Origin of the sequence: Runella rosea (genome assembly GCF_003325355.1) — a bacterium.
In the GTDB taxonomy this organism is placed as follows: domain Bacteria; phylum Bacteroidota; class Bacteroidia; order Cytophagales; family Spirosomataceae; genus Runella; species Runella rosea.
This window is the reverse complement of record NZ_CP030850.1, coordinates 5450318-5462083: the sequence shown is the minus strand read 5'-3', so window position 1 is coordinate 5462083 and position 11766 is coordinate 5450318. Positions and strand designations below refer to the sequence as shown.

At 42.6% G+C, this 11766-nt stretch carries 8 protein-coding genes; 1 reads left to right on the top strand and 7 read right to left on the bottom strand.

Going from position 1 to position 11766, the window contains the following annotated elements:
* Positions 1–6 precede the first annotated feature (6 nt).
* Positions 7–1452, top strand: a complete 1446-nt coding sequence (locus tag DR864_RS22610) for a hypothetical protein (protein ID WP_114069097.1) — start codon at positions 7–9, stop codon at positions 1450–1452.
* A 13-nt stretch (positions 1453–1465) separates the two neighbouring features.
* On the opposite strand, the gene DR864_RS22605 is transcribed toward DR864_RS22610, so the two are convergent.
* The 7 genes from DR864_RS22605 to DR864_RS22575 form a co-directional block, all read right to left on the bottom strand.
* The gene (locus DR864_RS22605; protein WP_114069096.1) at positions 1466–2848 is read right to left on the bottom strand and encodes an L-serine ammonia-lyase; all 1383 of its coding nucleotides are present in this window, start codon (positions 2846–2848) and stop codon (positions 1466–1468) included.
* A 123-nt stretch (positions 2849–2971) separates the two neighbouring features.
* Positions 2972–3409 (bottom strand): helix-turn-helix domain-containing protein, encoded by a 438-nt coding sequence (locus tag DR864_RS22600; RefSeq protein WP_162794049.1) that lies wholly within the window; start codon positions 3407–3409, stop codon positions 2972–2974.
* A gap of 44 nt (positions 3410–3453) precedes the next feature.
* Positions 3454–4455 carry a helix-turn-helix domain-containing protein gene (locus DR864_RS22595; protein ID WP_114069094.1) on the bottom strand — a complete coding sequence of 334 codons (1002 nt, stop codon included), beginning with the start codon at positions 4453–4455 and terminating at the stop codon, positions 3454–3456.
* Positions 4456–4567: 112 nt separating this feature from the next.
* Positions 4568–5728, bottom strand: a complete 1161-nt coding sequence (locus tag DR864_RS22590) for a helix-turn-helix domain-containing protein (RefSeq protein WP_114069093.1) — start codon at positions 5726–5728, stop codon at positions 4568–4570.
* Positions 5729–5919: 191 nt separating this feature from the next.
* Positions 5920–8277 (bottom strand): DUF11 domain-containing protein, encoded by a 2358-nt coding sequence (locus tag DR864_RS22585; protein WP_114069092.1) that lies wholly within the window; start codon positions 8275–8277, stop codon positions 5920–5922.
* A gap of 432 nt (positions 8278–8709) precedes the next feature.
* Positions 8710–10032, bottom strand: a complete 1323-nt coding sequence (locus DR864_RS22580; protein ID WP_114069091.1) for an ammonium transporter — start codon at positions 10030–10032, stop codon at positions 8710–8712.
* A 114-nt stretch (positions 10033–10146) separates the two neighbouring features.
* The gene (locus DR864_RS22575; protein ID WP_229599450.1) at positions 10147–11388 is read right to left on the bottom strand and encodes a porin; all 1242 of its coding nucleotides are present in this window, start codon (positions 11386–11388) and stop codon (positions 10147–10149) included.
* Positions 11389–11766 lie beyond the last annotated feature (378 nt).

The following is an 11766-nucleotide window of genomic DNA, read 5'->3' as shown; positions in this document are numbered from 1 at the left end:
ACTGCGATGCTAAGTTTTTTCAGAGTTAATGCTCCTTATCAGATTTTGAGCCTCATCATCGTGTTGGTGATGTTTCAATTCCCGTTTTATATCAATGCCCCTGACCTGTTGGTTTCTGAACTCCAATGGATGCTGGTAGGGGAAAAAATGGGGCAGGGATTCATGCTTTATCGCGACGTGTGGGACAATCTCAGTCCTCTCTCGGCGGCGGCCTATTGGGGCATCGACGAGCTTTTTGGTCGCTCTCCAGCTGCCCACCGCAGCATTGCCAATATTCTGATTCTCTTGCAGGCCATTTACTTCAATTATATCTCCAATCAACGTCAGCTTTTCACGGAGCGGAATTACGTTCCTGGGGTGTTATACCTACTATTTATCAACGTCTCGTTTGATTGCAGTATATTATCGCCCGTTTTGATGGCTACTACCTTTATTTTATTGGCTTTTGGCACGCTTATCCGTCAAATGCAACGCGAAGGTGTCACCGATGAAGTATTTGAATTGGGCTTTTATTTGAGCGTAGCCACGCTGTTTTATTTGCCCATGGGCCTATTTTTACTGTGGGCTTTTTTCTCAATGCTTCTCTATACAGGGGCAAATTTTAGGCAACATACGTTGGCGCTATTTGGGTATATTTTCCCGATTGCGCTTTCGGCCCTTTTCTTCTTTTTTCGCGGTGCGCTTGACGATTTAAGTCAAAACCTACTCACATCGGCCTTTGAGGCGCGACGGTATAATTTACAGGATTTTTTGGGGGTCATCGGCACCATGGGAGGCGCTTTTTTGGTAGGGGGACTTGGATTCTTTCAAACCATTGGGTATCCTCGCTTTATCAATTATCAAGGTCGATGCCAACAAATAATGGGTTTATGGGTAATCACCGCTTTACTTTCTATCGGGTTGATGCCGTTCATTGCGCCCATGCAATTCATCATTTTCATCCCGCCTGTGGCGTTTTTTGCCGTCAATTTCTTTATGCTAATGAAACGGCGCTGGTTGGCAGAGGTTCTTTTTATGGTTGTGTTTCTGACTACTTTATTTTTTCGTTATCAAGCCTCTTTCTTAGCTCACCCCATTACACTGAACAGTTCGGCGCGTTTGGACAACCTGAAAATCAAAAGTACCCTTCTACCCGCTCCTATTCGTCAGCAGAAAGTGCTTGTCATTGGGGAAGACGAAGGCGAATACCGCGACAATTATCCCGCTACGGCCTATATTAATTGGGAATTGGCCCGCAATGACTTTGAAAATTTGGACAGCTACGAAAGTGTCATCAGTATTTTTGACAATTTTACCGCCGACCCTCCTACCTATGTCATCGACAAAGCGAATTTAATGCCCTGCCTCTTCAAACGTCTTCCCGAACTCGGCAAACGATACCATTCTACCCAATGGAAAGGTATTTATCAACTCAACGTTCAGCCTAAAGTAAGCAATGGTGATAAACGCTAAACGAATCCATCTGTCAGCATTCGGTCACGCTCAAGGCCAAGCCCGCTTCTGAAGTTTCTTTGTATTTCTTAGACATATCACGACCCGTGGCTCTCATGACTTTTATGACGCTATCGAAGGAGATTTTTTGCATTCCAGGATCGATGGTCATGGCCAAAAGGTACGCATTGTAGGCTTTGGCCGCGCCCATGGCATTGCGCTCAATACACGGAATCTGCACATATCCACCGATGGGGTCACAGGTCATGCCGAGGTGGTGCTCAATGCCAATTTCAGCCGCCGCTTCTACGTGCTCAATGGTGCCGCCAGCGGCGTAGGTAAGCATGGCCGCGCCCATGGCCGAAGCCGTTCCGATTTCGCCCATGCAACCCATTTCAGCCCCTGAAATACTAGCGTTATGTTTTACCAAAAACCCAATAGCTCCCGCCGCCAGCATTCCATCGCGCATTTTTTGGGGTGAATAGTGAAAGTGATACTTCATCAAGTAGGTAAGGCCCGGAAAAACCCCAGATGCTCCCGAAGTGGGCGCCGTCACGACAATACTACCCGCTGCATTTTCTTCAGAGGCTGCCAAACAATAGGAATTCAGAAAAATCAAAAAACTATCGGTGGTCGAAGCGTGTTGTTTAGCCCGTTCATAAAGCAACGGGGCTTTTCGCTGAAGACGAATCGAACCAGGCAAAATCCCCTTGGCCCGTACTCCACGCTTAACGGCTTTGTGCATAAAATCCAGAATTTGATCGATTTTCCGAACAATTTCTTTCTCAGAAAGGCCCGTTAATGCCTTTTCATTTTCAATCATCAGCTGCGACAGGGTGAGATTTCCCTCACGCAAATGCGCCTGCAACTCCTCCATGCTTGAATACGGATACGCTGGCAAACGATGCGTTGTACCTTCGGGTTCATAGCCTTTTTGTTGGATAAACCCTCCCCCTACCGAATAAAACTCTCCTTCAATAACCGTTTGCCCAACTTCATCCAATAGTCTCAGAATCATCGTATTGGGGTGAGGAAATGACGTTTTTCCTTTGTGATAAACAATACTGTTTTCCGACACAGGCACCTTCATTCCCTGAAACTGAATTTCGTAAATATCCTCTTTCTTTTTCATGAGTCCACTCAACTGTTTGGGGTCGCAGGTATGAGGTTGCCAGCCCAATAGGCCTCCCACAATGGCGCGGTCGGTGCCGTGGCCTTTGCCCGTGGCACTCAATGAGCCATAGAGGTTGATTTGGAGCATTTTACCGCGTTGTGCCTGTTCAGCAGGGAGTTGTATCAGTTGTTGCAAAAAAAGGTACGCTGCTTTCATAGGCCCGATGGTATGCGAACTAGACGGCCCTGGCCCCACTTTAAACAGATCAAATAATGAAGTAGTAATTGCGTTTTTGGAAGACATAAACGGTTTATTTTAGCATAAAAAAGCGCGATAGTGTTCAAAAATAGTTATTCTTGAACACTATCGCGCAACAAAATTCAGCGTTTATTAAATAATCTTAAATCAGGATGAGCGCTATCTCAATCAGTAGGCAGCCTCAGCTACTGGGTTATTCATTCTGGCGGCAATCGCCTCCCACAATTTCTTTTGCTTGCGTCGAGAAATGATGCTCGGATTTTTTTCAATCGCCTTGAGCAATATCCGTTGTGTAAGCGAAAGATATTTGCTGACCTTTGGCTGATCCATGCCAAAACTGGCCGCCAACTGCTCCTGAGGAACACCGCCTCTTAAATAAATCAGCACAAAAAGCAATGCATCCTGTGTATCGCTAAAAAGGCTGTTTTTCCGGGTAGAAATTTGACGCCGCAAACGCGGGCTACCGTCAAAAGTATACTCTGAAAAATACGACTGCCACACTTCATGGAAAGGATTGTAGAGTGTTTTAAACTCATTTTTTCTCAATCCTGTAAGCCTGCGAAGATTTTTTTCATCAGCTTGAAGGTCTTCGAACCTTTGAATCATTACCCAAACCATATTATATTAGTTAATGTAGAAAGAAGTGGATATTAAATTGAATTATTTTTTTTTAACATTTTAGTTGGACTCACCATGTACTTTTTCTTAAACGCTTTGTCAAAGTTGGCCGCGCTGGTATACCCCAAATTGGATGCAATCTCCGAAATCGTCCATTTATTTTGTAAAAGTTGATTTTTGGCTACTTCCAATTTTTGATTAAGATGGTACTCATACGGAGGCAAACCATACACTTGCTTAAAACATTTTTTAAATTTTGATAAACTCATGTTTGCCTGACTCGCTAAAAACTCCAGATTTGGCAGCGACTGATTAACCGTAAAGAAGCGGCTTTCGATCTCCTCAATTTGCTTCAAATCATGTTGGTTGATTCTATTTTGCTGAAAATTAGACTCGTTACGGCCTACCTGAGCAATAAAATCAGCAATTAATTTATAACACTGAGCCTGAGCCACGAGTTTTCTGGTAAATGAAGCGGTGTCATCAAAAAGTTTATCCAACGTCACCGTTTGGTCAAAAAAAGAAGCTCCCTGCAAATAGACTCCTGCTTCAGAAGTCAACAGCTTGATAAAAGGCGAATAGTGTTCCTGATTTACAGCAGTAATCCCAAGTTTATCATACAACCAATCGCGATGGAAACTAATTGCCACAAACCGGGAGTGTTTACCAACGGGCCAATGCGTATCTACCGTCATTTTAGAACTGTATAATACCATTGATTTTTGTATCTGCGTTTTCTGCCTCATTTTGTCATCCAACAAATAATGCGTGTGCGCATCCTCCGATTGTACAAACGTAAGGGTCCAATAATCATTTGTACCAAGCGACTCCTTTAATGTATTAAGCGGTTTATACCAACATAACTCTCCAAGTAAAACCGACACCTCTCTGTCAAAGAGCATGGCGTCCAATTTGATAAACGAATTTCCATCTGTATGATAAAATTCAGTAGGAGATTCGGCCTCGACGCCAAACTGCTCGGCAACTTCTGCCATCCATTGTTTAGATGGTTTAAGACTTAATTTGATCTCCATAAATAGGACAAGAATTTAATAAATCAATTCTTTCAATTAATTTATCATAATTTAAGTCAGATAAACTATGTCGAACAAATAAAGACTGTTTTTTCACTAAAACACTCCTGAATTATAATTCTGAAGTCAATTTTAATGTTTCTCTGTACCGTTTTGGAGAAAGACCCGTTGCTTTTTTGAATGCCGTATAGAAGGATGATTCAGAATTAAACCCAGAGTCTATTCCAATGGCAAAAATGGTGGCACTTTGGTAATCTATATTTTTTAAGAGTGTTTGGGCTTTGTTAATTCGGTATGAATTAACAAACTCATTAAAATTCATCTTCCATTCACTGTTGATAATATAAGAAAGTTGATGGGGACTGATGTTTATCTTCTTTGCTAAGCTGCCAAGGGTAAGCTTAGAATCAAGAAACAACTCCTTTACCTCCAACTCTTCCCGAATTTTTTCTACATATTTTATTCGTAAATCCGCTGGTATTTCTTTTTTAGGGGAAATTTGTTCGTAATGGTTTTGATTCTCTACTTTGATTTCAGGGTCTACCGTACGTTCTTCCTGCTCCCAATAAGAGACGTGAACACTGGGCATAACTTCCTCCAATACAAAGGGTGATTTTATCATAAAAAAAATCATGCCCAACCCCCAAATTAGAATACTTATTTGCCCAAAAAGTTCATAAATCTTAAACTGAGCTGAATTTTCTCCCCAAAAAAAACGAATTCCCACCCCTGAAAATGCTACAACTGATTGGAACAATAAAAATCCAGCGATGCTTTTCAACCATATTGAGGTCGTTGGGTGCACTGAATGGGATAAACGGGCATATTTTTTTGACAAAAATTGAAAAAGAAATAACCCAATAAGAGCGCTAAAAATTCCTACTACCACCGAAGCACACGCCTGAAATGCCCCATTGGTAAAATTAGAAGCCGATACACCACCCGCTGCATATAAATAGGAAAACGCCTTTAAATGCAAAAACGCGGGAATCAACAGCCACTTAGAATAGATATGATTCTGAAATCCGAGCGACGACCGAACATATCCTACGGCCACTACTGGAATGGCTAATCGTAGGGTTTCTGGAACAACCAACAAAAATGACGCTGCTTGAAGTTGCCCTGGTATGGTAAACTGTAAAAATTCAGTGATTGAAATAAGGATGAACAAACCGCCCAAATAACGCAAATGAATACCTTTGTTTGCCCTGATACACAGATACATACAAATTAAACTGATAAAAACAACAAAAAGATGTAGACTGTAAATCATCAGTAGGGATGATTATGTTAGAAACAAAACAATGCTCGTAAATATATACGAGTAAATGCCGATTTATGGATTATATTACAAATAAAATAATTTTATCGGTATAAAAAAAATAGCCTTCTTGGGACAGAAGGCTATTTTTTACTTAGAAATTAACTAGTGCTATTTCTCTTGCATCAAACAGTTTTTTTAAACTATTGAAGCTTTTTCACCGTTACTGGTACGCAGACAGGCGTTGGAGGACAGTTTGAACATCCACCCACTGGTGCAACCACCGTTACGGTTGTCGAACATGTATTTGCATCAGTAACGGTAATTACTTTGTTACCTGAGCTGGCAAGGAAAGGTCCGAAAACTTGAGGCGTGCCGTAGTTGAACGGACCAGCTGTCACAGCTCCGCTAACTGTATACGTTGTGTTGCTACCACCTTCAGGGTTTAAGGTAAAGGTGAAGGTATCGTCAGTAGGATTGTCAGTGGTACCTGCGTTGTTACACAATGCGATTACTGAACCAAGCAAAGGTTTTGGATTTACAGTCACCACTACAGTATCGGTATCAACGCATCCATCTACCGAAGTAACGGTCAGGTAGTAAGCGGTGGTAGTTGTTGGTGTAACTGAGATAGAAGCCGTCGTTGCTCCTGTGCTCCAAAGGTAAGTTCCTCCTACGCCTGCTCCGCTTCCAGTCAATGTAACAGTAGTACCTTCACAAACTGGGGCGGGATCTACTCCTGCATTGGCCACCAATGTTCTGTAAATGACCACAACGGGGCAACAGTTACCCGAAACACAGACACCCACCGACGAGCTGGTGAAAGTATAACTTCCTGACTCAGTCACAACATAGGTAGAATCAGTAGCTCCAGAAATCAACGTGCCATTACGATACCACTGATAAGCGGTAGAACCTGATGGTGCCGACAATGAAATCGACGAACCAGGACACAAAAAGACCGGTACGGATACGCAAGCACTCGCGATGTCGTCATCTCCAGCCCCAGCGGTACCGTTGCCAGGGGTTGAATCTGGGTCACCTTCATTCACCGAAAATACTTCTGCAATATTAGATAAAACACCGCTTGAATCCGCGCTGGCCGTAATGCTCAGGACAAGGCTCGTAGTAGCTCCGCTCAATGCACTACCCACATTCCAAATTCCAGTGGTTGGGTTATAGAAAGTTCCCGTAGGAGCAGTATGGCTTACATAGGTTAGGCCCACTGGAAGTAAATCTTTGATTTTTAAGCCCGTAGGTGCTTCAAAGCCCGTTGCATCTGCCTGACGGTTTACCGTTACGCTAAATGTAACATCGGTACCTGCAGCTACGCTGTCGTTGTTTACGGTTTTTAAAACAGTCAAGTCAGCCATGTTTTCGTCGCAGAAGTTAGGAATACCGTCGCCGTCTGTATCTAGCAAGTCATTTCCTGCGCACTTGTCCATGCAATCCAACATTCCATCGGCATCGCTGTCTACCTTTGTAAAAGCATAGTAGACATTCAGGTTATAAGCTACCGATGCTAAGCCACCAGCGGTAATTCTGATTCTGTCAAATGGCTGCGTTACTTTGAACCCAAGTTGTACACGCGTACCGCCCAATAAAGAAGCCGTAAGCAAAGAACCACCTGAAATGGTCTGAAGCGGAGTTGTGCTGCTACCCAAATACGTGGTGATAGTAATTGCGCCCAATACGGTGGCATCCAAAAGACCCGCTCCTTGTTGTACCACAAAACCAGCGTACACATCTCCAGGACCAGCGGCGATGGTACTAGCCAACGCTACTTGCAAATAACGTGAACAACCCAAACCAATGACCGTACTAATCTGGGCGGCATTTGTGGTATCAGCATCAATGGCGTTGCCAGGACTTGATACACCTCCACCAAGACATACTCCCGAAGAACCAGTAGTTGTACCCGAAGCATCAGCTCCTACCAATGCATTGACACAGTCTAGCGGGCAAGAAGCCGGACCTTCAAATGCGTAGTATACATCCAAAGAAGAAAGCAAACCTAAAAGGCCACTCGCTGCAAAAAGTTGAACTTCATCAAAGTCCCCAGTTGTAGTAAAGCTCAAGATTTGTCTCCCCGTGGTTCCTCCTAAGGCCGTTGCCTTCAAAAGGCCAGCACCGCTGTTAAACGTGGCCGTTTGCACGAGGGTTCCGTTGCGGTAGGTTCTGATTTGAATGTTGTTAAGGAGATTTACGTCCAAAAGGGTACTGCCACTTCCCACCACAAAACCAACGGTATTACCAGCGGGATAATACTGGAGAGAATCTTTGACCGAAACCGCGGAACCAGAGCCTAGCAAGCTGATGCCTGTGGTTAAGGTAGCAAAGTTGGTTAAGTTGCCATCAATGATGTTGGCACCATCTGCCGCAGTACAACCAACGCACAAGCCCGTATTCACGGCATTAATGAACGCCCCACGACCAGCGATGGGGTCCATACAAATTTGATTGTTTTCAAGGGTTTGCTGTTGGGCAAACAACGTTGAGGCAGCAAGCAGCAGTCCTGCCAGCATGACAACAAAGCGCGAGTTTTTGTAAAACGTGACCATAGATAATTGAATTTGTTTGAGAGATTATTTAAGAACGATACCAAAATTCCAGTTCGTTGTTGTATACTCTATTATCAATATCTCGGCCGATTCAGAAGAAATAAAAAGGAATGAAACTTTTAGGAATGGCTAAAAAGCGTATTGGAAAGTTTAGGGATAAAAAATAGGTATTGGGCCATTTTTGCGGCATTAGAGTGTTTTCGTGCCAAAAAACAGGAGTCATATCAAAAACAACTGATAAGAATCAAAATACACCTTTTAGGCAAAGAACAAAAAAAATGAAGCTACCAGCACAGCCGATAGCTTCAACGAGTACAACAAAACCACAGTCAATAGGGCTAACCCTCTGTGGTCTTGTTGGTATATTTATTGATCTCTAGTTCATAGTCATTTTTTATAAAAAAATGCAAAGATTGTGAACATAGAGAATTACTAAGCTTCAACTAAAAACTCATCGTGCTGGCTGATGTCCAAACCAACTTTTTCGTCTTCTTCAGATACGCGAAGCGGTTCAATAAGGTCAGTCACTTTCAGGATAATGTATGACATCACGAAAGCAAAGATGGAAACCAATACCAAAGCAATCAAGTGGTTTTTGAACAATGTAAACGTGCCATACGCCAAACCTTCATCAACAACGGCCGAGTTTACGCCTTTAGAAGCAAAGATACCCGTCATCAACATACCCATCATACCGCCTACGCCGTGGCATGGGAACACGTCAAGCGTGTCATCCAAGGTAGTTTTGGTACGAAGGTGTGCCAAATAGTTTGATACCATCGAAGAAATAGCCCCGATAAAGATAGACTGAGGAATGGTTACGAAACCGCAGGCAGGTGTAATAGCCACCAAACCAACTACCGCACCAATTGAAAATCCCAAAGCGGAAGGTTTTTTACCTTTTGCAGTATCAAAAAGAACCCAAGCCAAACCAGCAGCAGCAGCGGCGGTGTTGGTAGCAGCCAAGGCAGAAACTGCCAATGGACCTGACCCTACCGCCGAACCAGCGTTGAAACCAAACCATCCGAACCAAAGCAAACCTGTACCTAACAATACATAAGGAATATTGGCCGGAGGTAAGAAATTAGCTTCTACGTGTGAACGACGACGCTTCAAGTACAAAGCACCCGCCAAAGCAGCCCAACCAGCTGACATGTGAACGACCGTACCGCCTGCAAAATCCAATACGCCTAATTTGAAAAGGAAACCATCAGGGTGCCAAGTCCAGTGCGCCAATGGTGCATAAACGAAAATACTAAAAAGCACCATGAAAAGGATGTAAGAACGGAATTTGATACGCTCAGCCAACGAACCTGTAACGAGCGCAGGAGTGATAACGGCGAATTTCAATTGGAAGAATGCAAACAATGCCAATGGAATGGTAGGAGCCAATGACCAAGGCTTGCCGTCCAATACTCCTTTGAACATAAAGAATGTCAGTGGATTTCCAACCCAACCTCCGATTGAATCACCGAATGCAAGGCTAAAACCAACAACCACCCAAACAATACTGATCACACCCATGGCAATAAAGCTCTGCAACATGGTCGAAATCACGTTTTTGTGGTTTACCATACCTCCGTAGAAATACGCTAAGCCGGGAGTCATTAGGAGAACGAATGCCGTGGCAACGAGCATCCAAGCGATGTCACCTGAGTTGAGGCCTTCTGTCACAATTTGGGTAGGGATGGCAGGCATCAGAATCCCCAAAAGGCTCACGCCCAACAAAATTACGAGTGGGATGTACTTTTTCATAAAGTTACTTGACTGGTTTTGGTTGTACGTTTTATTAAGTAGGAATTGGTAGCGGGTAGTCAGCCGATTGACGAACAATCAATGCTGACTACCTGTTACAGTTTACCGAGTGTACTAAAACTTATAGATGAAAGCCAATCCAAGGGTTGATTGTGAACTCTTGGTAAAATCACCGTTTTCATCTTCAAATTGCTGATTTTTTGTTTCACTAGTGCCACTTACTTTCTTGTAGGCATCTAAACGGAACTCAGGTTTGATGAGAAGGTGACCATCGGCCAAGGTGAAGTTGCCAGTCAAAGTCAAAGAGTTTACAGAAGTACCTTCTCCTTTTTTGTTAAGCAAGGCACGAACACCATTGCTATTGTCAAAATACTCATAACGCGCTCCGATGCTGAATACATCGCTGGCCGCAACGTTGAAGTAACCCGCAGCACCACCCCATGTTTGCGCTGTGGTTGGGCCACCTGCGCCTTGATAATCACCTTTTTGTGAACCGTAAGCAGCATTCAATCCAACCAAGAGTTTATCAGTAGCCTGATAAGAAGTGGTCAAATCCAACACTCTGTAGTGTGCATCAGGGGTGTTTCCGTTGTCATCAGGACTGGCTTCGTTGCTGTTGATAAAGTTAAGATATACGTTCCAGCCTTTGGCAGGGTTGATAAACAATTGAGAAATAAGGCCTTTTTTGCGGTTGTTATCATTTAAGTTATCAACGTTGTTGACAAGACCCACCATCAACGATACTTTATCAGAAAAAGCATAGTTAGCTTTTACTCCGATGTGGTAGAATGGACCGTTGTTGAAAAGGTTTGACAATGAATAGTTGAAGTTAACGGGGGCGTCAATTACTTCATAACCGATGTGGGTACCAAACTGACCTGCCGTCAATGTAAACTTGCTTGAAGCTTTCCAGTTAAAGTAAGCTTGCTTAATGGCTAAAGCCGTGTTTGTGTTGCTGCCCAGCGCGCCCAGCACGTTACCGTAGTTTCCAAGGTCAGCGTTTGGTCCAAATGCCAAATCTACTACTACATCCGACTTATCGTTGCTGTACTGCATTTTGGTCTGCACCAAACCCAAAGAGAACTGCCCTGATTTTTGATCAAATGCGCGGGCATAATAAGCACCTAAGTTTGAACGAGAAGCTGGCTTATTGAAATTGCCGATGTAGTAAGAATCAATATAACCCGAAAAAGTAAAAGTTCCCTTCTTCTCTTCTTCTCCTTCTGTTTTAGCCTCTACTTTAGCCTCTGATTTACTTTCTTCTTTTTTACCATCTGTTTTTCCACCTGCGTTTCCCTTAGGAAAAGCCAAAAAGGTTGCAAACAAACATAAAACAAGTAAATTAAATTTTTTCATAATATTATTTTGTTTAAGGTGGGTATTGAGTGGTTTTGTTTTCCGATACAAACTTTGACTTATTTTTATAAAAATCCAAATTTTTAGTTCGTTTTTTAAGTAATTTTTCATAAAAATTTAATATTTTCATAGTTTTATACTTAATATTATTGATAAATTTAATTTATTATTAAAAAAATACAACTTTTAGTTTTATTCTGCATTATTAAATAATTTCAAAATATTATTTGCCCACTACTTAAACAATATGTAAACAAAACATTCGAATAATTATATTTTATTTCTACTTGACCATATAAAATATACTTAAAATATTTAATCAAAATCGGCGTAATAGGCACAAAAAAAGCCCCTGAGATTTCTCAGGGGCTTCCATTG

Excerpts from the sequence above, each read along its gene's own strand:
- DR864_RS22610 (WP_114069097.1), top strand. The coding sequence starts at position 7 with ATGCTAAGTTTTTTCAGAGTTAATGCTCCTTATCAGATTTTGAGCCTC.
- DR864_RS22605 (WP_114069096.1), bottom strand. The coding sequence starts at position 2,848 with ATGTCTTCCAAAAACGCAATTACTACTTCATTATTTGATCTGTTTAAA.
- DR864_RS22600 (WP_162794049.1), bottom strand. The coding sequence starts at position 3,409 with ATGATTCAAAGGTTCGAAGACCTTCAAGCTGATGAAAAAAATCTTCGC.
- DR864_RS22595 (WP_114069094.1), bottom strand. The coding sequence starts at position 4,455 with ATGGAGATCAAATTAAGTCTTAAACCATCTAAACAATGGATGGCAGAA.
- DR864_RS22590 (WP_114069093.1), bottom strand. The coding sequence starts at position 5,728 with ATGATTTACAGTCTACATCTTTTTGTTGTTTTTATCAGTTTAATTTGT.
- DR864_RS22585 (WP_114069092.1), bottom strand. The coding sequence starts at position 8,277 with ATGGTCACGTTTTACAAAAACTCGCGCTTTGTTGTCATGCTGGCAGGA.
- DR864_RS22580 (WP_114069091.1), bottom strand. The coding sequence starts at position 10,032 with ATGAAAAAGTACATCCCACTCGTAATTTTGTTGGGCGTGAGCCTTTTG.
- DR864_RS22575 (WP_229599450.1), bottom strand. The coding sequence starts at position 11,388 with ATGAAAAAATTTAATTTACTTGTTTTATGTTTGTTTGCAACCTTTTTG.